Source organism: Bacillus sp. z60-11 (assembly GCF_046464135.1).
Classification (GTDB): domain Bacteria; phylum Bacillota; class Bacilli; order Bacillales; family Bacillaceae; genus Bacillus; species Bacillus sonorensis_A.
Map to the genome: position 1 here is coordinate 1 of NZ_JBIYSN010000009.1, position 23,141 is coordinate 23,141.

General features: G+C 44.4%; 40 protein-coding genes and 1 rRNA gene. 3 read left to right on the forward strand and 38 right to left on the reverse strand.

Annotated features, from left to right (window positions below; all coding sequences use genetic code 11):
• A 16S ribosomal RNA gene (locus ACINLD_RS20655) occupies positions 1 to 196 on the reverse strand; the annotation flags it as partial.
• 342 nt (positions 197 to 538) lie between these two features.
• On the opposite strand from ACINLD_RS20655, the gene pdaB reads away from it, so the two are divergent.
• Complete coding sequence (gene pdaB / locus ACINLD_RS20660; RefSeq protein ID WP_026586037.1) at positions 539 to 1,303, forward strand: polysaccharide deacetylase family sporulation protein PdaB; 765 nt, start codon at positions 539 to 541, stop codon at positions 1,301 to 1,303.
• A 6-nt stretch (positions 1,304 to 1,309) separates the two neighbouring features.
• Here the strand turns inward: pdaB and ACINLD_RS20665 are convergent, their stop codons facing one another.
• Complete coding sequence (locus ACINLD_RS20665) at positions 1,310 to 1,909, reverse strand: KinB-signaling pathway activation protein (RefSeq protein WP_026586038.1); 600 nt, start codon at positions 1,907 to 1,909, stop codon at positions 1,310 to 1,312.
• A gap of 113 nt (positions 1,910 to 2,022) precedes the next feature.
• Between ACINLD_RS20665 and gerD the strand changes: the two genes are divergently transcribed.
• Positions 2,023 to 2,604, forward strand: a complete 582-nt coding sequence (gerD, locus tag ACINLD_RS20670; protein WP_026586039.1) for a spore germination lipoprotein GerD — start codon at positions 2,023 to 2,025, stop codon at positions 2,602 to 2,604.
• A gap of 52 nt (positions 2,605 to 2,656) precedes the next feature.
• On the opposite strand, the gene ACINLD_RS20675 is transcribed toward gerD, so the two are convergent.
• From ACINLD_RS20675 to ACINLD_RS20685, 3 genes are all read right to left on the reverse strand, one after another.
• A complete protein-coding gene (locus ACINLD_RS20675; protein ID WP_277692273.1) occupies positions 2,657 to 3,718 on the reverse strand; it encodes an Mrp/NBP35 family ATP-binding protein in 1,062 nt (353 codons plus the stop codon).
• Between the two features lie 98 nt (positions 3,719 to 3,816).
• Positions 3,817 to 4,530: an N-acetylmuramoyl-L-alanine amidase CwlD gene (cwlD, locus tag ACINLD_RS20680; protein WP_026586041.1), complete on the reverse strand. Its 714-nt coding sequence runs from the start codon at positions 4,528 to 4,530 to the stop codon at positions 3,817 to 3,819.
• 104 nt (positions 4,531 to 4,634) lie between these two features.
• Positions 4,635 to 5,078: a YbaK family protein gene (locus ACINLD_RS20685; protein WP_026586042.1), complete on the reverse strand. Its 444-nt coding sequence runs from the start codon at positions 5,076 to 5,078 to the stop codon at positions 4,635 to 4,637.
• A 112-nt stretch (positions 5,079 to 5,190) separates the two neighbouring features.
• On the opposite strand from ACINLD_RS20685, the gene ACINLD_RS20690 reads away from it, so the two are divergent.
• A complete protein-coding gene (locus ACINLD_RS20690; protein WP_410207168.1) occupies positions 5,191 to 5,649 on the forward strand; it encodes a DinB family protein in 459 nt (152 codons plus the stop codon).
• A gap of 67 nt (positions 5,650 to 5,716) precedes the next feature.
• On the opposite strand, the gene rpsI is transcribed toward ACINLD_RS20690, so the two are convergent.
• From rpsI to rplB, 33 genes are all read right to left on the reverse strand, one after another.
• A complete protein-coding gene (gene rpsI, locus ACINLD_RS20695) occupies positions 5,717 to 6,109 on the reverse strand; it encodes a 30S ribosomal protein S9 (RefSeq protein WP_026586044.1) in 393 nt (130 codons plus the stop codon).
• A gap of 20 nt (positions 6,110 to 6,129) precedes the next feature.
• Positions 6,130 to 6,567 carry a 50S ribosomal protein L13 gene (gene rplM / locus ACINLD_RS20700; RefSeq protein WP_026586045.1) on the reverse strand — a complete coding sequence of 146 codons (438 nt, stop codon included), beginning with the start codon at positions 6,565 to 6,567 and terminating at the stop codon, positions 6,130 to 6,132.
• 159 nt (positions 6,568 to 6,726) lie between these two features.
• Positions 6,727 to 7,470 (reverse strand): tRNA pseudouridine(38-40) synthase TruA, encoded by a 744-nt coding sequence (gene truA / locus ACINLD_RS20705; RefSeq protein WP_077735275.1) that lies wholly within the window; start codon positions 7,468 to 7,470, stop codon positions 6,727 to 6,729.
• Between the two features lie 11 nt (positions 7,471 to 7,481).
• On the reverse strand, positions 7,482 to 8,279 hold the full coding sequence (locus ACINLD_RS20710) for an energy-coupling factor transporter transmembrane component T family protein (protein ID WP_026586047.1): 798 nt from the start codon (positions 8,277 to 8,279) through the stop codon (positions 7,482 to 7,484).
• On the reverse strand, positions 8,276 to 9,145 hold the full coding sequence (locus tag ACINLD_RS20715) for an energy-coupling factor ABC transporter ATP-binding protein (RefSeq protein WP_026586048.1): 870 nt from the start codon (positions 9,143 to 9,145) through the stop codon (positions 8,276 to 8,278). Before ACINLD_RS20715 ends, ACINLD_RS20710 begins: the two co-directional genes overlap by 4 nt.
• Entirely contained in the window at positions 9,121 to 9,966 is an 846-nt protein-coding gene (locus ACINLD_RS20720; RefSeq protein WP_026586049.1) for an energy-coupling factor ABC transporter ATP-binding protein, read from the reverse strand. The genes ACINLD_RS20715 and ACINLD_RS20720 overlap by 25 nt, the downstream gene beginning before the upstream one ends.
• A gap of 138 nt (positions 9,967 to 10,104) precedes the next feature.
• Positions 10,105 to 10,467, reverse strand: a complete 363-nt coding sequence (rplQ, locus tag ACINLD_RS20725; RefSeq protein ID WP_020449876.1) for a 50S ribosomal protein L17 — start codon at positions 10,465 to 10,467, stop codon at positions 10,105 to 10,107.
• A gap of 77 nt (positions 10,468 to 10,544) precedes the next feature.
• Positions 10,545 to 11,489 carry a DNA-directed RNA polymerase subunit alpha gene (locus ACINLD_RS20730; RefSeq protein WP_003178382.1) on the reverse strand — a complete coding sequence of 315 codons (945 nt, stop codon included), beginning with the start codon at positions 11,487 to 11,489 and terminating at the stop codon, positions 10,545 to 10,547.
• A gap of 174 nt (positions 11,490 to 11,663) precedes the next feature.
• Entirely contained in the window at positions 11,664 to 12,059 is a 396-nt protein-coding gene (gene rpsK / locus ACINLD_RS20735) for a 30S ribosomal protein S11 (protein ID WP_026586050.1), read from the reverse strand.
• Between the two features lie 20 nt (positions 12,060 to 12,079).
• Positions 12,080 to 12,445 carry a 30S ribosomal protein S13 gene (gene rpsM / locus ACINLD_RS20740; protein WP_026586051.1) on the reverse strand — a complete coding sequence of 122 codons (366 nt, stop codon included), beginning with the start codon at positions 12,443 to 12,445 and terminating at the stop codon, positions 12,080 to 12,082.
• 22 nt (positions 12,446 to 12,467) lie between these two features.
• Positions 12,468 to 12,581, reverse strand: coding sequence for a 50S ribosomal protein L36 (gene rpmJ, locus ACINLD_RS20745; RefSeq protein WP_003156543.1), 114 nt, complete (start codon positions 12,579 to 12,581; stop codon positions 12,468 to 12,470).
• Between the two features lie 33 nt (positions 12,582 to 12,614).
• Positions 12,615 to 12,833 carry a translation initiation factor IF-1 gene (gene infA, locus ACINLD_RS20750; protein ID WP_003178377.1) on the reverse strand — a complete coding sequence of 73 codons (219 nt, stop codon included), beginning with the start codon at positions 12,831 to 12,833 and terminating at the stop codon, positions 12,615 to 12,617.
• A complete protein-coding gene (locus ACINLD_RS20755; RefSeq protein WP_026586052.1) occupies positions 12,811 to 13,140 on the reverse strand; it encodes a KOW domain-containing RNA-binding protein in 330 nt (109 codons plus the stop codon). The genes infA and ACINLD_RS20755 overlap by 23 nt, the downstream gene beginning before the upstream one ends.
• Positions 13,141 to 13,150: 10 nt before the next feature.
• The gene (gene map / locus ACINLD_RS20760; RefSeq protein WP_026586053.1) at positions 13,151 to 13,897 is read right to left on the reverse strand and encodes a type I methionyl aminopeptidase; all 747 of its coding nucleotides are present in this window, start codon (positions 13,895 to 13,897) and stop codon (positions 13,151 to 13,153) included.
• On the reverse strand, positions 13,894 to 14,547 hold the full coding sequence (locus ACINLD_RS20765; RefSeq protein WP_026586054.1) for an adenylate kinase: 654 nt from the start codon (positions 14,545 to 14,547) through the stop codon (positions 13,894 to 13,896). Before ACINLD_RS20765 ends, map begins: the two co-directional genes overlap by 4 nt.
• A 52-nt stretch (positions 14,548 to 14,599) precedes the next feature.
• Complete coding sequence (secY, locus tag ACINLD_RS20770) at positions 14,600 to 15,895, reverse strand: preprotein translocase subunit SecY (RefSeq protein ID WP_026586055.1); 1,296 nt, start codon at positions 15,893 to 15,895, stop codon at positions 14,600 to 14,602.
• A gap of 1 nt (position 15,896) precedes the next feature.
• Complete coding sequence (gene rplO, locus ACINLD_RS20775; RefSeq protein ID WP_026586056.1) at positions 15,897 to 16,337, reverse strand: 50S ribosomal protein L15; 441 nt, start codon at positions 16,335 to 16,337, stop codon at positions 15,897 to 15,899.
• Between the two features lie 30 nt (positions 16,338 to 16,367).
• A complete protein-coding gene (gene rpmD, locus ACINLD_RS20780) occupies positions 16,368 to 16,547 on the reverse strand; it encodes a 50S ribosomal protein L30 (protein ID WP_006640333.1) in 180 nt (59 codons plus the stop codon).
• A gap of 13 nt (positions 16,548 to 16,560) precedes the next feature.
• On the reverse strand, positions 16,561 to 17,061 hold the full coding sequence (rpsE, locus tag ACINLD_RS20785) for a 30S ribosomal protein S5 (RefSeq protein WP_026586057.1): 501 nt from the start codon (positions 17,059 to 17,061) through the stop codon (positions 16,561 to 16,563).
• Positions 17,062 to 17,085: 24 nt separating this feature from the next.
• Positions 17,086 to 17,448: a 50S ribosomal protein L18 gene (gene rplR, locus ACINLD_RS20790; RefSeq protein WP_026586058.1), complete on the reverse strand. Its 363-nt coding sequence runs from the start codon at positions 17,446 to 17,448 to the stop codon at positions 17,086 to 17,088.
• A gap of 31 nt (positions 17,449 to 17,479) precedes the next feature.
• Positions 17,480 to 18,016, reverse strand: a complete 537-nt coding sequence (gene rplF, locus ACINLD_RS20795) for a 50S ribosomal protein L6 (protein WP_026586059.1) — start codon at positions 18,014 to 18,016, stop codon at positions 17,480 to 17,482.
• A gap of 29 nt (positions 18,017 to 18,045) precedes the next feature.
• Entirely contained in the window at positions 18,046 to 18,444 is a 399-nt protein-coding gene (gene rpsH / locus ACINLD_RS20800; RefSeq protein ID WP_003178355.1) for a 30S ribosomal protein S8, read from the reverse strand.
• A 31-nt stretch (positions 18,445 to 18,475) separates the two neighbouring features.
• Entirely contained in the window at positions 18,476 to 18,661 is a 186-nt protein-coding gene (gene rpsN / locus ACINLD_RS20805) for a 30S ribosomal protein S14 (RefSeq protein ID WP_003178353.1), read from the reverse strand.
• A gap of 22 nt (positions 18,662 to 18,683) precedes the next feature.
• Positions 18,684 to 19,223, reverse strand: a complete 540-nt coding sequence (gene rplE, locus ACINLD_RS20810) for a 50S ribosomal protein L5 (protein ID WP_026586060.1) — start codon at positions 19,221 to 19,223, stop codon at positions 18,684 to 18,686.
• 25 nt (positions 19,224 to 19,248) lie between these two features.
• The gene (gene rplX / locus ACINLD_RS20815) at positions 19,249 to 19,560 is read right to left on the reverse strand and encodes a 50S ribosomal protein L24 (RefSeq protein ID WP_026586061.1); all 312 of its coding nucleotides are present in this window, start codon (positions 19,558 to 19,560) and stop codon (positions 19,249 to 19,251) included.
• A 37-nt stretch (positions 19,561 to 19,597) separates the two neighbouring features.
• Positions 19,598 to 19,966, reverse strand: a complete 369-nt coding sequence (gene rplN, locus ACINLD_RS20820; protein WP_026586062.1) for a 50S ribosomal protein L14 — start codon at positions 19,964 to 19,966, stop codon at positions 19,598 to 19,600.
• A gap of 41 nt (positions 19,967 to 20,007) precedes the next feature.
• A complete protein-coding gene (gene rpsQ, locus ACINLD_RS20825; protein ID WP_003178345.1) occupies positions 20,008 to 20,271 on the reverse strand; it encodes a 30S ribosomal protein S17 in 264 nt (87 codons plus the stop codon).
• Between the two features lie 24 nt (positions 20,272 to 20,295).
• Positions 20,296 to 20,496, reverse strand: a complete 201-nt coding sequence (gene rpmC, locus ACINLD_RS20830; RefSeq protein ID WP_003178343.1) for a 50S ribosomal protein L29 — start codon at positions 20,494 to 20,496, stop codon at positions 20,296 to 20,298.
• A complete protein-coding gene (gene rplP, locus ACINLD_RS20835; protein WP_006640324.1) occupies positions 20,486 to 20,920 on the reverse strand; it encodes a 50S ribosomal protein L16 in 435 nt (144 codons plus the stop codon). The genes rpmC and rplP overlap by 11 nt, the downstream gene beginning before the upstream one ends.
• 1 nt (position 20,921) lies before the next feature.
• Entirely contained in the window at positions 20,922 to 21,578 is a 657-nt protein-coding gene (gene rpsC / locus ACINLD_RS20840; protein WP_026586063.1) for a 30S ribosomal protein S3, read from the reverse strand.
• A 3-nt stretch (positions 21,579 to 21,581) separates the two neighbouring features.
• Entirely contained in the window at positions 21,582 to 21,926 is a 345-nt protein-coding gene (rplV, locus tag ACINLD_RS20845) for a 50S ribosomal protein L22 (protein ID WP_026586064.1), read from the reverse strand.
• 17 nt (positions 21,927 to 21,943) lie between these two features.
• On the reverse strand, positions 21,944 to 22,222 hold the full coding sequence (gene rpsS, locus ACINLD_RS20850; RefSeq protein ID WP_006640321.1) for a 30S ribosomal protein S19: 279 nt from the start codon (positions 22,220 to 22,222) through the stop codon (positions 21,944 to 21,946).
• Between the two features lie 57 nt (positions 22,223 to 22,279).
• Positions 22,280 to 23,113, reverse strand: coding sequence for a 50S ribosomal protein L2 (gene rplB, locus ACINLD_RS20855; RefSeq protein WP_026586065.1), 834 nt, complete (start codon positions 23,111 to 23,113; stop codon positions 22,280 to 22,282).
• Between the last annotated feature and the right edge of the window lie 28 nt (positions 23,114 to 23,141).

Sequence of the window (23,141 nt, forward strand, 5' to 3'; positions counted from 1 at the left end):
CCATGCGGTTCAATCAAGCATCCGGTATTAGCCCCGGTTTCCCGGAGTTATCCCAGTCTTACAGGCAGGTTACCCACGTGTTACTCACCCGTCCGCCGCTAACCTCAGGGAGCAAGCTCCCGTCGGTCCGCTCGACTTGCATGTATTAGGCACGCCGCCAGCGTTCGTCCTGAGCCAGGATCAAACTCTCCATGAAAAGTTTGATAATGACTACGCACACTCGCATGTGCGATTTATAAAAAATGAATTAACAGGTACGTTTTGTCTTGTTTAGTTTTCAAAGATCATTTCCGCTTCGTTCAGCGGCTTTAATAATATAACATCAAGCCCACTGTATTGTCAATAATTTTTTTCGAAATTATTTTTTGGGGCTTTTTCATGTCGGCTGTTCATCAGCGACGAATAACAATATACCATACATAAAGAAATGAAGTCAACCACGTTTTTAATTTTTTTCTAATGACGAATAATTGTTATGTTCTATTTTAAACAAGCATAGGATGAAAACAAAGCAGCATGGACAAGGAGGAGTTTTTCTGTGAACCATTTTTATGTATGGCATATAAAACGGATTAAGCAGCTGATCATTATTATGATTGCCGCTTTTGCCACTGCCAGTTTTTTTTATATGCAAAACCTGCTTCCTCTTCCTGTGTTTTCAACAGACGGCGGATCAAAAGCAGTGTATCGGGGAGATAAGGACTCCAATGAAGTGGCCCTGACATTTAATATCAGCTGGGGAGACCAAAAAGCAATCCCGATTTTAAATACATTAAAAGCAAACGGAATAAAAGATGCCACTTTCTTTATTTCCGCTTCATGGGCGGAACGCCATCCGGATGTCGTGGAAAGAATTCAAAAAGACGGCCATCAAATCGGCAGCATGGGCTATGCCTATAAAAACTATTCGCAAATGAAGAAAAGCGAGATCAAAAAAGATCTGACAAAGGCGCAAAATTCGTTTCAAAAGTTGGGTATCGATGACCTGACTCTGCTCAGACCGCCTACCGGCCAGTTCAATAAAGATGTACTTGATGTCGCCAAACAGTACGGCTACACTATCGTACATTATAGTATCAATTCCGATGACTGGACGAACCCGGGCGTTCGGAAAATTGTTCAAAACGTCAATGACACAGTGAGTGCAGGAGACATCGTTCTTTTTCATGCGTCAGATTCGGCGAAGCAGACAAAAGAAGCCCTGCCTGAGATCATCCATCATCTGCGGGGCAAGGGGCTCAAAAATGTATCCGTGAGCGAGTTGATCTCCAATACCGATGCTCAATCTTCCGAAGTGAAATAACAAAGGCTATGTACGACTTAAGAATTTCGGCAGCATTAAAAGCTGAAAAGCGTTGCAGCTTAATAAAGGGAGCAGCATTAAATAAAGCCAGTCCTCTTCATTCACCCTTAACGCCGGGAACCATTCCAAGACCGTAAACACGACCATTAAAAACAACGCGGAAACAAATGTTTTTTTTGAGGACTGTTTTTGTTTCATATAGGCTGCTACAAGTCCAACCGCCAATATAAACAACGGCAGCCAAATATACGGGATGAATGCTCCCCCTTCTTCTTCAAAAAACAAATAACGCAAATACACTAAATCGAATGTGACAAATATAACTAAAAACAATTGAATTGAATTCCACAAAGAATGGGATCTGAATATTTCAAGCGCAAATCGATGAATCGTTAAAAAAATGACATACCCCATTTGGGCAATCACACTAAAGATCATGCCCACCCCGATAAACCAAAATAAAACAGAAAGAATTTCAAGAACCTCAAAGGACAAAAACAGTTCCTTATACCTTCCCCACTCTATCCCAAAACCGACAATGCTTGTAGTCAATGCTCCAACACCTAACACAGAAAAGAAAAATCGGACAAGATTACGGCTTTTCATTTAGACTTTCCAACCCCTAAATTGCCGCTTCATGCAGCGATATTTTGTTATGTATAAATTCATCAAAGACATTCATATTAAAAGTAAGAAGAGTTTTCGAAAGGAGCTTAAGCATGTTCAAACACGCAATGCTATGGATAAGCTGTTTTCTGTTTCTATCTGTAACAGCTTGTGCTCCCAAGGACCAAGCAGCTGAGCTGGACTATGAGGAAACAAAAAAAATGGTTGTCGATATATTAAAAACAGATGACGGAAAAAAGGCGATTCAGGAAATTTTAAATGATGACAAATTGAATGAAACACTTGTAATGGATGAAAAGACCGTCAAAGAGACCGTCGAAAAAACACTGACTTCAAAAAAGGGAACCGAGTTCTGGAAGAAAGTTTTTGAAGACCCGAAGTTCGCTGAAGGCTTTGCCAAAACGCTTGAAAATGAGCATGAAAAGGTACTCAAAAAGCTGATGAAAGACCCTGACTATCAAAAAATGCTCATGGAGGTCATGCAGGATCCGGCAATGGCCAAAAAATACGGCGAACTGGTCAAGAGCCAAGAATTTCGAACCCATCTTAAAGAAGTAATAACCGAAACTCTTACAAGTCCCCTTTATAAAAAGCAGTTTGAAGAAGAACTGAAGAAAGCGGCCGCCGAAAGCATGAAGGAAGAATTAAAGGGCGGCGAGGAAAAACAAAGCTAAACGCTTCGCCTGACCTCATCACCTGGCTTCTTCTCCGGAAGAAGCTTCTTTTTCATGCTTGCAGGCTGATGCTTTGATCGATTTTTTTGGCAATATCTAAATAGATCTCACCTGTCGGATGGTTTTGATCATACACGGATGGTGCAAAATCATCATCATCCCAATCCGGCTGCCTGAGCGGTATTTTGCCTAAAATAGGGACGCCTAGTTCTTCGGCAAGCTTTTCGCCTCCGCCTTTGCCAAAGACGTATTCCTTTTCGCCCGTCTTGGCACTTTCAAAATAAGCCATATTTTCAACGATTCCCACGATTTCATGGTCGGTCTTCAACGCCATAGCCCCTGCTCTGGCGGCGACAAATGCTGCCGTCGGATGCGGTGTCGAAACGATCACTTCCTTGCAGCTCGGTAGCATGGAATGGACGTCAAGCGCGACATCACCGGTACCTGGCGGAAGGTCTAAAATAATGTAATCGACATCTCCCCATTCCACCTCGTGAAAGAAGTTATTCAGCATTTTCCCAAGCATCGGGCCCCTCCAAATGACAGGTGCATTATCTTCAACGAAAAAGCCCATCGAGATCACTTTGACGCCAAATCTTTCGACAGGGACAACCTTCTCGCCTTCTATTGTAGGCCGCACCGTGATTCCCATCATATCAGGCACGCTGAAACCGTAAATATCGGCATCAATCAAGCCGACTTTTTTTCCGAGACGCGCAAGGGAAACAGCCAAGTTTACCGAAACCGTCGACTTGCCGACACCGCCTTTTCCGCTTGCAACGGCTAAGAAAACGGGCTGTTTATCACTGTTCAGCAATGACTTGCCTTGGCCTGGAGCGGGCTCTTGATATTTCATGACCACTTCTTCCGGCAGCTCTTCAAATCGCAGTCCCACCGTCTCTGCGCCGGCTTCCTTCAGTCTTGTAACGATCTCCTGCTGAAGCTGCATCTGTTCGGCAGATCCCGTTTTTGCGAGCGCCACTTTTACGCTGACATGCTGCTTTTCAGGCTTTATTTTAATGTCTTTGACAGCATCCAGTTCGCTGAGCGGCTTATGAAGAAAAGGCTCGTACAAATCGCCGACTATTTTATTTACATCGTCTTCTCGCATCATTGAATCTCACCCTTTGTTGTATTCGTTTACAAAATAAGTATAGCATATCTTTCCTTTCAGTGTCTTTGACGCAATGCGGAAAACGCAGGAAACCCTCCTTATTCAGGAGGGTCTCTGTCTTCTGTGAAATATCGAAGCACACCTTTATAAATGGAGGCAGCGATTTTATCCTGGTATTTCGGTTTCCCCAGCTGTTTGGCTTCCCCGGGATTTGATAAGAACCCGATTTCGACTAACGCTCCCGGCTTCTCCACATGCTGCATCAGATAAATACCGTGGATCCGCTTTGCTTTCCGGTTTGTATTCTCAAGGTTATGCCTTAGTTCATCCTGAATAAACTTGGCCACCCGTTCATTTTCTTCATACTGTCCATAGAAAAAACTCTGCGCTCCGCTCCATCTTGCTGAAGGAATGGCATTCAAATGAATGCTGATGTAAAGATCCGCTTCAGAGCTATTGATCATATCCACCCTCTTACGCAGATCCTCCGCTTTCCTTCTGCTAAGCCCCCTCGTTTCCTCCGGGGCAAGGTCATGATCATCTTCACGGGTCAGCAGCACCAACGCTCCCTGCTCCTGAAGGTAATCCCTGACTCTCAATGAAACCTCAAGCGCCACGTCTTTTTCCAGAAGGTCTCCACCGGAAGCGCCTCCGTCAGGGCCCCCATGTCCGGGATCAATATAAATGATTTTTCCGCTTAATGGCAGATTCCATGATTTCCAAGAATCATCATTGTTGAATTGGTACTGAAATAAACATAATAAAACGACAAAGCCGAGTAAAAACCCAAGCCATTTTATTTTCTTCTTCATCCCTTTCCCTCCCGCTTGTCCTTATTACAAGATATGGGACAAGGAAAGGAAATATGATTCAGTCCTGCTGCACATTCAAATAAAACTTTTTCCGATTCTCAAGATTATTTGAGGCGGAGTTTGAACCGCTTTTCCCTTTGGTTGAATCCTTCCTTCCACCAGCTTTGGATAAAGGACTCACATGCATAATAGAGCGGTTCATTGGCAACTGCAATGTTAAAAGCTTCAGACCAGCTGACCGCATAGTCATAAAGTTCATGAAGAAGCTGCCTTTCTTCCTTTTCCGAACGAGCCATCGCTTTTTGAACAGATTCTCCGTGATAGCCGAATTTACCATATTGAGCACCCATCAAATACGCTTCAATCGCAAAATCGATGCATCCGTCATATAGGATATCCGTATGCTTTGAATAGAAATAAAAAAGAGGTGCAAAGCATTCCTCTGCCCTGGTGATCATTTTTTCCAAAGAAAGCTCACAGAGCAGCTTTTTCTCTAAATGAATCTGCTTTTTTTGTTTTACTTCAATAAATGATAATACAGTCCCCATAACACCGCCTCCTTTTTACCCTGTATTGTGCAATCAGGAGCCGCAAATCATGCTTGCCTAAAGAAGGGAAACGGAGGAAGAAGCCGAAAATATTAGGAGAGGTGAGCATGAGGTGAAAGGATTGTTTCAGTATAATTGGCAGGTTCGCGATGAATGGTTTGACTGGTGTATGCAGCAGCCGCGGGAAGAACTTGAGAAGAGGCGTTCAGGGGGTATGGGAAGCATTTTGAAAAATCTCTTTCATATTGTCGATGTTGAAGTGAGCTGGATTTACGCCATATTAGACAAACCGGATATTGCCCCTGACTTTACCGACTTTCAGACCATACAGCATATCATTCGTTTTTCTGAAGCATATCGGCCTGAAGTGGAAGATGCGGTATCCAGCTTTTGCAGCGCTTCTGAACAAAAGCTGATTAAAGCGTCATGGTCTGATGAGGCTTATACAGAGGGGGCTATTTTAAGGCATTTGATCGCTCATGAAATTCACCATAACGGACAAATATCCGTCTGGGCAAGGGAGATGAACTGTACTCCGGTATCCGCTTCATATGTGGGACGACGCATTTAAAACGGACCGTGATGAAGAACAAAAGGCTCCCAATCCAAAGGATTGAGAGCCTTCCAAACGTCCAAAATTAACGTTTTGAGAACTGAGGTGCACGGCGCGCGCCTTTAAGTCCGTATTTTTTACGTTCTTTCATACGAGCGTCACGAGTCAGAAGACCAGCGCGTTTAAGAGTTGAACGGTATTCTGGATCTGCTTCAAGCAATGCACGAGCGATACCGTGACGGATTGCTCCTGATTGACCAGATAAGCCGCCTCCATGTACGTTTACCAAAACATCATAAGTTCCAGCTGTTTCAGTCAAAGTTAATGGTTGTTTGATATCTTCGATTAGAGCTGGAGACGGGATGTGTTCGCTGATTTCACGATTATTAACGACGATACGACCTTCTCCTGGAACTAAACGCACACGCGCTACAGAACTTTTACGACGGCCAGTACCGTAATATTGAACCTGTGCCAAATTGGTAACCTCCTTTTTAATTAACCGCGAAGTTCGTAAACTTCAGGTTTTTGTGCTGCATGTGGATGCTCAGAACCACGGTATACGTTCAATTTTTTGAACATTTGACGGCCTAGAGAACCTTTTGGAAGCATGCCTTTGATAGCAAGCTCAAGCATTTTCTCAGGGTAGTTTGTACGCATTTCAAGAGCAGTTCTTGATTTTAATCCGCCTGGATGTTGAGTGTGACGGTAGTAGATTTTGTCCGTTAACTTTTTACCAGTTAACTCGATTTTTTCAGCGTTGATGATGATCACATGATCTCCAGTGTCAACGTGTGGTGTGTAAGTTGGTTTATGTTTTCCGCGAAGGATAGATGCAACTTCTGTAGAAAGACGTCCTAGCGTCTTGCCAGCAGCATCAACAACTAACCACTTGCGTTCAATAGTGCTTGCGTTAGCCATAGGTGTTGTACGCATTGAATTTCCCTCCTAAAAGATCTGTCAATTTCAATAAACTTTGATTACGTTCTATTTCACAACACAATAAGTTCCGGGGCTTATCGTGGGGTTGAAATACATACCATATGATATCTTATAACTTTCTGCACTCTCTGTCAAGAAAATGTTACACCTGGTTTAGTTGTCATAGATGACGTTCCATAAGTACAGTCCATGAGCCGGTGCGGTGCGCCCCGCGGCATCGCGATTTTGGGCGGCGATCATCTTCCCGATGTCATCGGGAGAAAATTTACCAGTTCCGACGTCAAGCAGTGTACCGGCGATAATCCTGACCATGTTATACAAAAATCCGCTTCCCACGATTCTCATTTGCAGGCCGTCATCCGTTTCAGACCATTCCAGCTCATAGATCGTTCTGACTTTGTCTTTCACATCGGTTTTGACCGCGCAAAAGCTTGTGAAATCATGGGTGCCGATCAAATAATCGGACGCTTCTTTCATTTTCTCCGTATCAAGCTCATACGGAACATGGTATGCATAGTGCCGTTTAAATACATCCGCATGTCTGCCCCTGTCGATCAGATAACGATACTCTTTTCTCTTTGCGGAAAACCTCGCATGGAACTGCTCATCGACCGCTTCCGCTTTGTTGACGGTTATATCATCGGGAAGCAGGGCATTTAATGCATAAGGCCATTTTGCTTCAGGGATGGAGAGCGTGCTGTCAAAGTGGATCGTCTGTCCGACCGCATGGACGCCGCTGTCGGTTCTGCCGGATGATACGACAGGGATGCGCTCCTTCGATTTGTGAAGGGTCTTCAACGCCTTTTCCAGCTCATCCTGAACCGTTCTTTTCCCCGGCTGAACCTGATAGCCGAAAAAAAGGTGTCCGTCATATGAAATGGTGCACTTCATTCTCATGTCTATATCACCTAAGTCCGCAAAAGGATTAGCAATACGGCAAGCACAACTAAAATCAGGATGGCGGAAGTATCCTTCCATTTCCACGTCAGCTGCCTGTATTTCGTGCGTCCTTCCCCTCCCCGGTATCCGCGTGCTTCCATTGCGGTTGCAAGCTCTTCAGCCCGCTTAAACGCACTGACAAACAGCGGAACAAGAAGGGGAACAATCGCCTTGACGCGTTCTTTGACAGAACCGCTTGTAAAATCTACGCCTCTCGCCATCTGCGCCTTCATGATCTTATCCGTTTCTTCAATAAGGGTCGGTATAAATCTGAGCGAAATGGACATCATTAAAGCGAGTTCATGAACAGGCAGCTTCAGCTTTTTAAACGGACCAAGCAAATGCTCAAGCCCATCTGTTACTTCGATCGGTGTGGTCGTTAATGTTAATAGCGTTGTGATCAAAATCAAATAAATAAAACGAAGCGAAATAAAAATTCCCTGAACAAGCCCCTGCTCATATATTTTAAACAGCCCGAGATCGGCGATCACAGATCCTTCCCGTGTCATCAAAATATGAAGCAGAAACGTAAACAGCACAATCCAGATAACCGGCTTCATCCCTTTCATAAGGAAACGGGCCGGAACGCCTGAGAAAGCGGCCGCAAGCAGCGTAAACACGCCAAGAAGCGCATATGTTTCTGTATTGTTTGCAAAAAAAACGATAAAGACAAAAAGGAAAATGGTCACAAGCTTCGTGCGCGGGTCAAGACGATGAATGATCGAAGAACCGGGCACATACTTGCCGATAATAATACTGTCCATCATAGGGCATTTTCCTCCTGAAAGAGCGCTTTGATTTCAGAGGCTGCCTCTTCAATCGTCAGGATGGGCTTTTTAAAGGTAATGCCGAGCGCCTCTTCAAGCCGTTGCTGAAATTTAATCGTTTCCGGCAGGTCAAGCCCTAAACCGGCGATTTCATCTCGCTTAGAAAAGATATCGCGCGGCGATCCTTTCGCTTTTACCGTGCCTTTGTGCATCACGATCAGCTCATCTGCATAGGCGGCCGCATCCTCCATGCTGTGTGTGACGAGAATCGTCGTCAGCTTCCTTTGTTTGTGAAGGCGGTAGAACATGTCCATGATCTCTTTCCGGCCCCTCGGATCAAGGCCTGCCGTCGGTTCATCAAGAACGAGAACTTCAGGCTCCATCGCCAGAACACCAGCGATGGCCACCCGGCGCATCTGACCTCCGCTCAGCTCAAATGGAGAACGGTCTGACAGTTCTTCATCCAACCCAACAAGCTGCAGCATTTCCCTCGCCTTTTTTTCAGCGTTCTCCCGGCTCATGCCAAAATTGACGGGCCCAAAAGCAATGTCCTTTAAGATCGTCTCTTCAAACAGCTGATGCTCGGGAAACTGAAAAACAATGCCGACCTTTTTGCGCAAAGCCTTTAAATGTTTATTTTTCTTGCCTGCTTCGATCACATCTTGTCCAAGGCGAATCTGTCCTTTTGTCGGCTTTAACAGACCGTTCAGGTGCTGAAGCAGCGTCGACTTGCCCGATCCTGTGTGACCGATGACGGCGACGTAGCTTTCTTCCTTGATCACGGCATTGACATCATATATCGCCAGGCGTTCAAAAGGCGTTTTCATCTGGTATCGGTGCTCTACATCTTTGATCTCAATGTCCATAGCTCATTCACCAATCCTTCTTGTGTCAGATGATCGCCCTTCACATCAAGACCGTTTTCTTTCAGCATCTGGCTGAGCTGAAAGGAAAATGGCAAATCAAGTCCGATGTCGATGAGATCCTTGTTGAGACGAAACACATCTTCAGGCACACCTTCGGCATATTTCCTGCCGCCGTTCATGACAATGATCCGGTCGGCTTTTGCCGCCTCATTTAAATCATGCGTAATCGAAATGACCGTCACCATACCTTCGTCCTTTAACCGCCTGACCGTCTCAAGCACTTCCTCTCGCCCCATCGGGTCAAGCATTGAAGTCGCTTCATCAAGAATCATGATATCAGGACGGGCGGCAAGCACTCCCGCAATCGCAACGCGCTGCTTTTGTCCTCCTGAGAGATGGTGCGGCTCTTGATCGAGAAATTCCTGCATGTTCACTTGCTGAACAGCCCAATCTACCCTTTCCACCATGTCTTCTCTGGGAACGCCGTTGTTTTCCAAACCAAAAGCCACATCATCGCGAACGGTTGTCCCGACAAATTGATTATCGGGATTTTGAAACACCATGCCGACTTTTTTTCTGATATCCCAGACCGTTTCTTCCGTCAGTCTGATGCCGCCGACTTCAATCGATCCTTCATCAGGAAGAATCAAGCCGTTTAAAGCGCGGGCAAGCGTCGATTTCCCCGACCCGTTGTGACCGACGATCGCCAGCCACTCACCCTTTGAAACATGGAAGGATACATGATCAAGTGCAGGTCTGTCGGCGCCTTCCTGGTAGCGGAACGTGATATCCTTTGCAGCAATTAATCGTTCTTGATTCATTCGCCCGTCCGGCCTCCTCTCCTCTAAAGCTCCGCTTATCTGACTGTTCTTCGTGCAAAAATATTCCGGTATCTAAAAAAAGGGCATAGATCCAGTTAAAAACTGTCCCGCCCTTCTTTAGACACACAAAATATGTGATTAAACCAATTCGATGATAGCCATTGGTGCTCCGTCACCACGGCGAGGACCAAGCTTCATAATACGTGTGTATCCGCCTTGGCGCTCTTCATAACGAGGTGCTACATCAGAGAAAAGTTTTTGAAGTGCATCTTGGTCTTTCTCTGCGTCCGCTACCTCGTTGCGGATGTATGCAGCTGCTTGGCGGCGTGCGTGTAAATCTCCGCGCTTGCCAAGTGTAATCATTTTTTCTACAACAGAGCGAAGTTCTTTCGCGCGAGCTTCTGTTGTTTCAATTCTCTCGTTGATGATCAAGTCTGTTGTAAGATCACGCAGCATTGCTTTACGCTGTGCACTAGTGCGTCCCAGTTTTCTGTATGACATGTGGTGTCCCCTCCTTTATTGAAATACTCTATCTGAAATAAAAAACACACGAAAATCCTAGTTCACATGGAAACTAGTCAATCGTCTTTGCGAAGGCCGAGTCCAAGTTCTTCAAGTTTCGCTTTCACTTCTTCAAGTGATTTGCGACCCAGGTTGCGAACTTTCATCATATCTTCTTCGGTCTTGTTCGCAAGCTCTTGAACCGTATTGATGCCCGCACGTTTCAAGCAGTTGTAAGAACGGACGGAAAGATCAAGCTCTTCAATTGTCATTTCAAGAACTTTTTCTTTTTGATCCTCTTCTTTTTCAACCATGATTTCAGCATGCTGGGCTTCGTCGGTCAAACCGACAAAAATATTAAGGTGTTCAGTCAAAATCTTTGAACCAAGCGCAATTGCTTCTTTTGGTCCAGTGCTTCCATCTGTCCATACGTCAAGCGTAAGTTTGTCATAGTTTGTAATCTGACCCACACGAGTATTCTCAACTTGATAAGATACACGAGAAACAGGTGTAAAGATGGAATCAATCGGGATGACGCCAATCGGCTGATCGTCTCTTTTATTCGCGTCAGCTGGTGTATACCCGCGACCTCTTTGAGCGGTTAAGCGAACTCGGAAACTCGCATTTTGGCCAAGAGTCGCAATGTGAAGATCAGGATTCAAAATCTCAACATCGCTGTCGTGGGTAATATCAGCAGCTGTTACAACTCCTTCACCCTGTACATCAATCTCAAGCGTCTTCTCTTCTTCAGAGTAGATTTTCAGTGCAAGTTTTTTAATGTTTAAGATAATCGTTGTAACATCTTCAACAACGCCTTCGATCGTCGAGAATTCATGCAGTACACCATCTATCTGGATCGATGTTACAGCGGCACCAGGGAGTGAGGATAAAAGGATACGACGTAAGGAGTTACCCAAAGTTGTACCATATCCACGCTCAAGTGGCTCTACGACAAATTTACCATACTTGGCATCGTCGCTGATTTCAACCGTTTCGATTTTTGGTTTTTCAATCTCGATCATTTCATAAAACCCTCCTTCAAAACGTCGAAACCCCGGAAAGAACGGCTCTCATTCTATCCGAAATTCCCCATTGTTTAGTCCCGTATGTGCTCAGGCAACGAGTGTGCATTCGTTTTATAAATTAACTGTATCATAACCCATTATTGACAGGGACACAAAATCTATACAAACAAATTACACGCGGCGACGTTTTGGCGGACGGCATCCGTTATGAGGAACAGGTGTTACGTCTCTGATCGCTGTAACTTCAAGTCCGGCAGCTTGGAGAGCACGGATTGCAGCTTCACGGCCAGAACCCGGTCCTTTAACAGTTACTTCGAGAGTTTTCAGTCCATGTTCGATAGAACCTTTAGCAGCTGTTTCAGCAGCCATTTGTGCAGCAAATGGAGTGGATTTACGAGAACCTCTAAATCCTAGAGCTCCGGCACTTGACCAAGAAATAGCATTGCCATGAACATCTGTAATAGTAACGATCGTGTTGTTGAAAGTTGAACGAATATGAGCGATTCCAGATTCAATATTCTTTTTCACGCGGCGTTTACGCGTGTTTGATTTACGAGCAGCAGCCATAGTTTAGTTACCTCCCTTGCTTATTTTTTCTTGTTAGCTACAGTACGACGCGGACCTTTACGAGTACGCGCGTTATTTTTAGTATTTTGACCGCGAACAGGCAATCCGCGACGATGACGAATTCCGCGGTAGCTTCCGATTTCGATCAGACGTTTAATGTTAAGAGACACTTCACGGCGAAGGTCACCTTCAACTTTCAGTTTGTCGATCACGTCACGGATTTTACCAAGTTCTTCTTCAGTCAAATCACGAACGCGAGTATCTTCAGAAACACCAGCTTCTTTCAAGACTTGCTGAGCCGTTGAACGGCCGATTCCAAAGATGTATGTTAATGAAATAACAACACGTTTATCACGTGGAATATCTACACCAGCAATACGAGCCATCTCTCTCGCACCTCCTTAAAAATTATCCTTGTTTTTGTTTATGCTTTGGATTTTCACAGATCACCATTACTTTTCCTTTTCTGCGAATGACTTTGCATTTTTCACAGATCGGTTTAACTGATGGTCTCACTTTCATGTGTTTCCAACCTCCTTCAATTTCCGGAGTGCTTTATTTGTAACGGTACGTAATTCTACCACGAGTTAAGTCATATGGAGATAATTCTACCGTAACTTTGTCTCCAGGTAAAATGCGAATGAAGTGCATGCGGATTTTACCAGATACGTGAGCCAAAACCGTGTGGCCATTCTCAAGTTCAACTTTGAACATTGCGTTTGGCAGCGTTTCGACTACAGTACCTTCCACTTCAATTACATCGTCTTTCGCCATTCAAGTGTTCTCCCTTCTTCAAATCAGTAACTTGCTCTCTGACAAATTTCAAAAGAGAAAATCTCAATTTTCCGTTTGTCACACGCCCAGTTTCATTTATACTGTTCTGAACTTCCGGAGATACGCAATCATAAAAGGTTAAATGATTGATATTCTTTTTCTTAGGAGAATGAAATTTACGCTTTTCTCCGTCTGCTATCAGCACATGATGATGATCGAATATATCAATGACAACCGCGTATTGGTCCATTTCGCGTCCTTGCGTAATGCGTACGAACTGTCCAATTTCAGGTGTTTTCCGATTCATCTCATTTCACCTAGGCTTTTGTCAGTATATCAAAACCTGTCTCCGTAATCGCGATCGTGTGTTCAAAGTGAGCACACTTCTTCCCGTCCACAGTTACAACCGTCCAGTTATCAGCTAATGTCTTAACATAACGGGTGCCAGCGTTGACCATCGGCTCAATGGCCAGGACCATGCCAGGCTTTAAGCGCGGGCCTTTGTTCGGCGGACCATAGTGAGGAATTTGCGGATCCTCATGCAGGTTCTGACCGACCCCGTGTCCTACATATTCCCTGACAACTGAAAATTGCTCATTTTCGACATACGTTTGTATTGCGTGGGAAATATTCGACAACCGTTCTCCCGGTTTTGCTTCCTGCAAGCCTCTATATAAAGACTCCTCTGTCACATCCAGCAGCTTTTGATCCTCAGCGCTGATCGTTCCCACCGGATAAGTCCAGGCAGAGTCGCCATGATAACCGTTTAACTTCGCACCGATGTCGATGCTGATGATGTCTCCGTCACGAAGCACCCTTTTACCCGGTATACCGTGAACGAGTTCTTCATTGACTGAAACGCAAATGCTCCCGCGAAAACCATTATACCCTTTAAAAGATGGGATTGCACCTTGCTTTGTAATAAAACGTTCGGCAATTTGATCCAATTCTTTTGTCGAGATGCCGGGTTTGATGTGTTTTTTTAGCTCCTGGTGAGTTAAAGCAACAATCCGGCCTGCTTCCCGCATAATTTCGATTTCCCGGGGCGTTTTACAAATAATCATTTGCCATGGCCCCCGAGAAGCTCCCTTATATCACCGTAAACTTCATTGATGTTCTTTTGACCGTCAATGTTTACAAGATATCCTTTATCCGCATAAAAATCGAGTAAAGGCTGAGTTTGCTTCAGGTTGACCTCAAGTCGTGTGGAAACTGTAGCTTCATTATCATCTTCACGCTGATAGAGCTCTCCTCCACACTTATCGCATACATTTTCTTTTGCAGGCGGATTAAAGACTAAATGATAAGTTGCACCGCAATTTTTGCAGATTCTGCGTCCCGTCAGACGTTCCATCAATGCATCTTTATCGACTTGAATGTTGATGACATGATCGATCGACTTGCCAAGTCCTTTAAGAATTTCCTCAAGTGCTTCAGCTTGAGCGACTGTTCTCGGAAATCCGTCCAGAAGAAAACCTCGGTCACAATCATTCTTGCCAAGTCTTTCCCTGACAATACCAATTGTCACTTCATCCGGAACAAGCTCGCCTTTATCAATGTATGATTTAGCTTCCAGCCCCAGATCAGTTTCTTCTTTCATCGCAGCGCGGAACATGTCTCCTGTTGAGATATGAGGTATCCCAAAATCGTCAACAATCCGTTCAGCCTGTGTTCCTTTACCGGCTCCAGGCAGTCCCATTAAGACTAAGTTCATTTCGGATTCCCCGTCCTCTCTATTTTAGAGGAATGGGCGCATCCCATTTCCTCTAGTGCTTCATAAATCCACGATAGTTTCGTTTCACCAGCTGGCTTTCAAGCTGCTTCATCGTTTCCAGTGCAACACCGATCACAATCAGCAAACTTGTTCCGCCAATTTGTGCAGAAGAAGGCAGCCCGGCAATATTAACGAACAAGACAGGAAGAATGGCAATCACGGCCAAGAATATGGAGCCGACAAATGTCAGCCGGTACAAGATGCTCGTAATTCTATCCTGAGTCATTTTTCCTGGACGAACTCCCGGAATATAGCCGCCTTGTTTTTTAAGATTATCGGCCATTTGTTCAGGGTTAACCTGGACAAATGCATAGAAATAGGTAAAGGCAATAATCAGTGCTGCATAGATCGCCATTCCAACCGGATGCGTGTAATCAAACGTTTTTTGGATCCAGTTCGTCACATCGTTGGTACCAAAGAATGAAGCCACGGTCCGCGGTGTAATGATAAACGAAACAGCAAAGATAACCGGAATAACACCCGCCGGGTTAACCTTCAGCGGCAAGTGTGTTGACTGACCGCCAGGAACCGGTGAACGGCCTGAACCTTTCGCATATTGAATTGAGATTTTTCTTACTGCCTGTTGGATAAAAATCACGCCAACGACAATCGCCACAATCGCAACCAATATGATGACAACCTTTAAGATTTGCAAGAACAACTGATCTCCAGCGTCTGTAAACTGCTGAGCGTAGATCTGATTGACCGTCTGCGGAATACCGGCAACGATACCGGCGAAGATGATAATCGATATTCCATTACCAACTCCATGGGACGTAATTTGTTCTCCCAGCCACATTAAAAAAGCAGTTCCGGCAGTCAGCACAATCGCAATGGTCAAATAAGTACCGAATCCCGGGTCACTAATCAACGCGCCGCCCGCCATATTATTAAATCCGTAAGACATAGCCAGCGCTTGAATGAACCCAAGAATAATTGTGAAGTACCTTGTGAACTGAGCTAATTTTCGGCGACCAACTTCTCCCTGCTTAGACCACTCGGTAAACTTCGGCACAACATCCATCTGCAAAAGCTGGATGATGATCGAAGCTGTGATGTAAGGCATGATCCCCATCGCAAGAATGGAGAAGTTGAATAATGCACCGCCGCCAAATGTGTTAAGGATCCCAAATACGCTCATTTGGTCCTGTGCCTTCAAAACTTCTGTGTTTACATGCGGCACAGGAATGAACGAACCGAGACGAAAGACGATAAGCATTAAAAGAGTGAAGATAATCTTATTCCGAATATCCTTCACACGCATAAAATTGGAGATTGTCTTAAACAAGTTAGATCACCTCAGCTGTACCGCCAGCAGCCTCAATTGCTTGTTTAGCAGAAGCGGAGAATTTATTGGCTTTAACAGTTAATTTCTTTTCTAATTTACCGTCGCCAAGAATTTTCACTCCAGATTTCAACTTGCTAATTACACCTGTTTCCAAAAGAAGTTCAGGAGTAACTTCCGTCCCTTCTGCAAAGCTGTTGAGTTTGTCTAGGTTGACTACAGCGAAGTCCTTGCGGTTGATGTTTGTAAAACCGCGTTTCGGAAGACGTTGGAATAAAGGCATTTGTCCACCCTCGAATCCAGGACGTACACCGCCGCCGGAACGAGCGTTTTGACCTTTATGACCTTTACCAGCTGTTTTACCGTTTCCAGAACCAATACCACGACCTACGCGGTTGCGCGTTTTGCGTGAACCTTCTGCGGGCTTTAATTCATGAAGTTTCATTAGGACACCTCCTTAGCTTATCGTTTATTATTATTGTTCTTTAACAGAAACTAAATGAGATACTTTGTTAATCATGCCGCGGATCGCAGCGTTGTCTTCATGAACGACTGTTTGGTTTGTTTTCTTTAAACCAAGCGTTCTGACAGTAATGCGCTGATCTTCCGGGCGACCGATTACACTGCGTTTGAGGGTAATTTCTAATTTAGCCATTAATGTTCCCTCCTTATCCTAACAGTTCTTCTACAGATTTTCCACGAAGCTTCGCAACTTCCTCGGCGCGTTTCAGCTCGCTTAAACCTTGGACTGTTGCACGAATCATGTTGATCGGTGTGTTAGAACCTAGAGACTTAGAAAGGATATCAGCTATACCGGCAAGCTCAAGTACCGCACGTACTGGGCCTCCAGCGATGACTCCCGTACCTTCAGAAGCAGGTTTTAACAAGATGTTTCCTGCACCGAAACGTCCGATGATTTCGTGTGGAATTGTAGTTCCAACCATTGGTACTTCGATCAAATTCTTTTTCGCATCTTCTACAGCTTTGCGGATCGCTTCCGGCACTTCCTGTGCTTTACCAGTTCCGAATCCTACGTGACCGTTTTTGTCACCGACAACGACTAGAGCTGCGAAACGGAAACGACGACCACCTTTAACAACTTTCGCTACGCGGTTAACGGTAACTAAGCGTTCTTCTAACTCTAATTTGCTTGGGTCAATACGACGCATATTCATATGTCCCTCCTTCTTTTATTAAAATTCTAATCCAGCCTCGCGTGCAGCATCAGCCAAAGCTTTTACACGTCCATGATAGAGGTAACCGCCACGGTCGAACACGACGTTTGTGATACCTTTTTCAGAAGCGCGTTTTGCAACAAGCTCTCCAACTTTTGCAGCCGCAGACGTATCGCCGCCGTTTTCGGCGTTGAAGTCTTTATCAAGAGTAGATGCACTCACAAGTGTAACACCGTTCACGTCATCGATCACTTGTGCGTAGATATGTTTGTTTGAACGGAAAACATTTAGACGAGGTCTTTCAGGCGTTCCTGAAAGCTTCGAACGAACACGAGCGTGTCTTTTAAGACGTGCAGCATTCTTGCTTGTTTTCGTAATCATCTGGGTCACTCCTTTCTCACTTTAAGCGGGTTTACTTAGCAGATTTACCTTCTTTACGACGAACCATTTCTCCTTCATAGCGAATCCCTTTACCTTTGTAAGGCTCTGGAGAGCGTACAGCGCGAATGTTGGCAGCAGTAGCACCAACGCGTTCTTTATCCGTACCTTTAACGACTATTTTTGTTTGAGATGGAACTTCGATTTCAATTCCGTTTTCAGGAACGATCTCTACTGGATGAGAGTATCCAACGTTTAAAACAAGTTTGTTTCCGGATTTAGAAGCACGGTAACCGACACCGACTAATTCCAAACCTCTTTCAAACCCTTTAGATACACCTTCAACCATGTTTCCGATGATGCTGCGAGTTGTACCATGCAGCGCGCGATGTTCTTTATTTTCAGAAGGACGTTCTACAGTCAGTACATTGTCCTCAATTTTAATCTTCATATCAGGATGAAACGTACGAGTTAATTCTCCTTTTGGTCCTTTCACGGTTACAGTGTTGTCGTTCATTGTAACTGTAACACCTGAAGGAATCTCAAGTAGCTTCTTACCTACACGAGACATACCAAACACCTCCATTCATGTTAAACTTCTTACCAAACGTATGCTAATACTTCTCCGCCGGCTTGCTTAGCGCGAGCTTCTTTATCAGTTAACACACCTTGTGATGTAGAAAGAATTGCGATTCCAAGTCCGTTCAGTACGCGAGGCACTTCGTTTGACTTAGCGTAAACGCGCAGACCAGGTTTGCTGATTCTTTTAAGGCCAGTGATGACACGTTCGTTGTTTTGTCCGTATTTCAAGAAAACACGGATGATGCCTTGTTTGTTATCTTCAATGAATTCTACGTCACGGATGAAACCTTCTCGTTTCAAGATTTCAGCGATCTCTCTTTTCAACTTAGAAGCAGGGATTTCAAGCTTCTCATGACGTACCATGTTTGCATTACGAATACGAGTCAGCATATCTGCAATCGGATCTGTCATAACCATTATTTAATAACCTCCTTCCCATTAACGGGGATTACCAGCTGGCTTTTTTAACGCCAGGAATTTGTCCTTTATATGCAAGTTCACGGAAACAAATACGGCAAAGTTTAAATTTACGAATGACTGAGTGTGGACGTCCGCAGCGTTCGCAGCGAGTGTACTCTTGTACTTTAAACTTCGGTGTGCGTTTTTGTTTCGCAATCATTGACTTTTTAGCCACGATTTCGCCTCCCTTTCATTGATTATTTCTGGAATGGCATACCTAATTGAGTTAACAGTTCACGAGCTTCTTCATCCGTGTTGGCAGTCGTTACAATAACGATATCCATACCGCGAACCTTAGTAACCTTATCATAGTCAATTTCAGGGAAGATCAGCTGTTCTTTAATTCCAAGTGTGTAGTTTCCACGGCCGTCGAAAGACTTTTTGGAAATCCCGCGGAAGTCACGTACACGCGGTAAAGAAACAGAAATCAGTTTATCAAGGAAATCGTACATGCGCTCTCCGCGAAGAGTTACTTTCGCACCGATCGGCATTCCCTCACGAAGACGGAATCCAGCAATAGATTTCTTCGCACGAGTAACGACAGGTTTCTGACCAGCGATAAACGTTAGTTCTTCAACTGCGCTATCGATTGCTTTAGCGTTTTGAACAGCGTCACCAACACCCATGTTGATTACGATTTTTTCGATTTTAGGCACTTGCATTACAGAGTTGTAGTTAAACTTGTTCATTAATGCAGGTGTAATTTCTTTATTGTACTTTTCTTTAAGGCGGTTCATGAGATAGACCTCCCTTCCTTTATTACTAGTTATCTAGAACTTGCCCAGATTTTTTTGCAACACGAACTTTTTTGCCATTTTCTACTTTGTATCCTACGCGAGTCACTTCACCTGTTTTAGGATCGAGCGGCATTACGTTTGACACATGAATTGGCGCCTCTTGGTTTAAGATTCCGCCTTGAGGGTTTGCTTGTGTCGGCTTAGCGTGCTTCTTCACCATGTTGACACCTTCAACAAGTACGCGGTCCTTTTTAGGGAATGCTGCAAGGATCACTCCTTGTTTCCCTTTGTCTTTACCAGAGATAACCATTACTTTATCGCCTTTTTTAACATGCATCCTGATCGCACCTCCTTCAAGTCCGGCATTGATATCATTAAAGTACTTCTGGAGCTAAAGAAACAATTTTCATAAAGTTGTTGTCACGAAGTTCACGTGCAACAGGTCCGAAGATACGAGTTCCGCGCGGGCTTTTGTCGTCACGGATGATAACACATGCATTCTCGTCGAATTTGATGTAAGATCCGTCATTTCTGCGTGCTCCGCTCTTAGAACGAACGATAACAGCTTTAACGACATCACCTTTTTTGACAACGCCTCCTGGTGTTGCTTGTTTAACCGTGCAAACAATGACATCACCAATGTTAGCCGTTTTGCGTCCGGAACCGCCAAGAACTTTGATCGTAAGAACTTCACGCGCGCCAGAGTTATCAGCTACTTTTAAACGAGTCTCTTGTTGAATCATTATTTGTTACCTCCCTTCGGAAAAAGGATTTCCGAACTTTATTAGATAATAACAGCTTCTTCGACAACTTCAACTAGACGAAAACGTTTAGTCGCAGATAATGGACGAGTTTCCATGATCTTTACGATGTCACCGATTTTAGCCTGATTATTTTCATCATGTGCTTTAAATTTTTTAGAGTACTTTACGCGTTTACCGTAGAGTGAATGTTTTTTGTAAGTTTCTACAACAACAGTAATGGTTTTATCCATTTTGTCAGAAACAACACGTCCTTGGTAGACTTTGCGCTGATTGCGTTCGCTCATGTTTTAGAGAACCTCCCTCCGGAATTATTTGTTGGCAGCAATTTCTCTTTCCCGAATCACAGTTTTCATGCGCGCGATTGACTTGCGCACTTCACGAATGCGAGCAGTATTTTCAAGTTGTCCTGTCGCTAATTGAAAGCGAAGATTGAAAAGTTCTTCTTTAAGAGACTTTACTTTTTGTTCAATTTCAGCAGTGGTAAGGTCACGAATTTCATTAGCTTTCATTTGATTCACCACCAATTTCTTCACGTTTTACGAACTTCGTTTTAATTGGCAATTTGTGAGATGCAAGACGAAGAGCTTCACGAGCGACTTCCTCAGACACACCAGAAATTTCAAATAAAACTTTGCCCGGTTTTACAACAGCTACCCATCCTTCAGGAGCACCTTTACCGGAACCCATCCGAACCTCTAGAGGCTTAGCTGTATAAGGCTTAGAAGGGAAAATTTTGATCCAAACTTTACCGCCACGTTTCATGTAACGAGTCATCGCAATACGTGCTGCTTCGATTTGGCGGTTTGTGATCCAAGAAGCTTCTTGAGCCTGGATACCGTATTCACCGAAATGCACTTCAGTGCCGCCTTTCGCACGGCCGCGCATTTTTCCGCGATGCTCTCTGCGATATTTAACGCGTTTTGGCATTAACATATTATTTTCCTCCTTCCTCAGTTTTCTTCTTAGTAGGAAGAACCTCTCCACGATAGATCCAGACTTTTACACCGAGCTTACCGTAAGTTGTGTCAGCTTCAGATGTAGCATAGTCGATGTCAGCACGCAATGTGTGCAATGGAACAGTTCCTTCACTGTAATATTCAGAACGAGCGATATCAGCGCCGCCAAGACGACCGGAAACCATTGTTTTAATTCCTTGTGCACCAGCGCGCATTGTGCGTTGGATTTGTTGCTTTTGCGCACGACGGAAAGAAATACGGTTTTCCAATTGACGAGCAATGTTATCTGCAACTAGCTGAGCATCAAGATCAGCTCTTTTGATTTCAAGAATGTTAATGTGTACACGCTTGCCAGTAAGGCTGTTAAGGGCTTTGCGAAGCGCTTCGACTTCAGAACCGCCTTTACCGATAACCATACCAGGCTTAGCTGTGTGGATCGTAATATTGACACGGTTTGCCGCACGCTCGATTTCCACTTTAGAAACTGAAGCGTCAGACAGGCGTTGATTAATAAATTCACGGATTTTTAGATCTTCGTGAAGGAAGTCTGCGTAATCTTTGCCAGCGAACCACTTAGATTCCCAATCACGTATAACCCCAATACGAAGACCGACTGGATTTACCTTTTGACCCACGAGTTATCCCTCCTTCTTTTCTGATACAACGATAGTAATGTGGCTCGTACGTTTGTTGATTTGGCTTGCACGTCCCATAGCGCGCGGACGGAATCTTTTCAACGTAGGGCCTTCGTTCACGTAAGCTTGAGTAACAACCAGGCTGTTTGCATCCATTTCATAGTTGTGCTCAGCGTTAGCGATAGCAGATTTTAAAACTTTTTCAATAATCGGGGAAGCAGCTTTTGGCGTGTGGTTTAAGATTGATACTGCTTCACCTACTTGCTTGCCTCGAATCAGGTCCATTACTAGACGTGCCTTACGAGGAGCAATACGGACTGTTCTTGCGACAGCTTTAGCTTGTTGCATTTAAAAGCCTCCTCTCATTAGCGTCTTGTTTTTTTGTCATCACTAGCATGACCTTTGTAAGTACGAGTAGGTGCAAACTCACCCAACTTGTGACCTACCATATCTTCAGAGATGTAAACAGGCACATGTTTGCGTCCATCATAGACTGCGATTGTGTGACCGATGAATTGCGGGAAAATAGTTGAACGGCGAGACCAAGTTTTCACAACTTGTTTCTTATCCGTTTCATTTAATTTCTCGATTTTTGTCATTAGATGATCATCGACAAATGGTCCTTTTTTTAAGCTGCGAGCCATTTTGGAACCTCCCTTCGTGATTGCGCTACGGTCCGATAAGAACCGTAGACAACCCCGTTATTTATTTTTACGACGACGTACGATGAATTTATCTGACTTGTTCTTTTTCTTGCGAGTTTTGAATCCAAGAGTTGGTTTACCCCATGGAGACATAGGTGATTTACGTCCGATAGGTGCGCGTCCTTCACCACCGCCGTGTGGGTGATCGTTAGGGTTCATAACAGAACCGCGAACTGTAGGGCGAACGCCTTTCCAGCGAGAACGTCCTGCTTTACCGATGTTGATCAGTTCGTGCTGCTCGTTACCCACTTGACCGATTGTCGCGCGGCAAGCAGAAAGAATCATGCGAACTTCACCGGAGTTCAGACGTACAAGAACGTATTTACCTTCTTTACCAAGAACTTGAGCAGATGTACCAGCTGACCGTACCAGCTGTCCGCCTTTTCCTGGTTTCAATTCAATATTGTGCACAACTGTACCAACTGGGATGTTGATCAGTGGAAGTGCGTTACCTACTTTAATGTCAGCTTCTGAACCTGACATGATTTCAGTGCCTACTTCAAGCCCCTTAGGAGCCAAAATGTAGCGTTTTTCTCCGTCTACATAGTTAATTAGAGCAATGTTTGCTGAACGGTTTGGATCGTACTCAACTGTAGCAACGCGTCCAGGTATACCATCTTTATCGCGTTTGAAGTCGATAATACGATATTGGCGTTTATGTCCGCCGCCTTGATGACGTACAGTCAATTTCCCTTGGTTGTTACGTCCGCCTTTTTTATGAAGCGGGGCAAGCAAGGATTTTTCCGGCTGATCTGTCGTGATTTCAGCGAAATCAGAAGTCGTCATGCCGCGACGTCCGTTAGAGGTCGGTTTGTACTTTTTAATCGCCATTTTGAATTTCCCTCCTTCTTTTTACAAA